The following is a 1,098-nucleotide window of genomic DNA, read 5'->3' on the forward strand; positions in this document are numbered from 1 at the left end:
GCGGTGTCGGTGACGGCGACCAACGCGGTGGGCACGGGGCCGGCGAGCGCGCCGGTGTCCGTGACGCCCGGTGAGCCGCCGGTGGCGCCGGGTGCGCCGACGGGGGTGACCGCGACGCCGGGTGACGCGTCGGCGGTGGTGGCCTGGGATCCGCCCGCCGACGACGGGGGCAGCCCGATCACCGCCTACACGGTGACGGCCACCGGTGGCGGGGAGACGGTGTCGCAGTCGACGTCGGACACGTCGCTGTCGCTGGTGGAGCTGACCAACGGGGTCACCTACGCGGTGTCGGTGACGGCGACCAACGCGGCGGGGACGGGGCCGGCGAGCGCGCCGGTGTCCGTGACGCCGGTGGCGCCGGCGACGGCGCCGGGTGCGCCGACGGGGGTGACCGCGACGCCGGGTGACGCGTCGGCGGTGGTGGCCTGGGACGCGCCCGAGGATGATGGGGGCAGCCCGGTCACGGGCTACACGGTGACGGCCACTCCGGCGGTGACGGCCACTGCGGTGGAGTCAGTCATCCAGGCGCTGGCCCTCGGCCCGGCCGACAGTCATGTGGTGGTCGTCGAGCGGGGGCCGGAGGACCGTGAGGCGCTGGTCGGCGGGCTGGTCAACGGCACCACCTATGCGATCACGGTCAGCGCCACCAACGAGGTGGGTGCCGGGCCGGCCAGCGATCCGGTCTTCGTCACACCAGAGGCGCCGGCGACGGCGCCGGGTGCGCCGACGGGGGTGACCGCGACGCCGGGTGACGCGTCGGCGGTGGTGGCCTGGGACGCGCCCGAGGATGATGGGGGCAGCCCGGTCACGGGCTACACGGTGACGGCCACTCCGGCGGTGACGGCCACTGCGGTGGAGTCAGTCATCCAGGCGCTGGCCCTCGGCCCGGCCGACAGTCATGTGGTGGTCGTCGAGCGGGGGCCGGAGGACCGTGAGGCGCTGGTCGGCGGGCTGGTCAACGGCACCACCTATGCGATCACGGTCAGCGCCACCAACGAGGTGGGTGCCGGGCCGGCCAGCGATCCGGTCTTCGTCACACCAGAGGCGCCGGCGACGGCGCCGGGTGCGCCGACGGGGGTGACCGCGACGCCGGGTGAC

The 1,098-nt window shown here is 75.7% G+C and carries 1 protein-coding gene; it reads left to right on the plus strand.

All coding sequences use genetic code 11. The features are described 5' to 3' along the window. The coding region (locus tag WD250_07450) for a fibronectin type III domain-containing protein (GenBank protein ID MEX2620038.1) at positions 1 to 1,098 on the plus strand (1,098 nt) is incomplete at both ends.

The organism is Egibacteraceae bacterium (genome assembly GCA_040905805.1).
Lineage (GTDB): Bacteria > Actinomycetota > Nitriliruptoria > Euzebyales > Egibacteraceae > DATLGH01.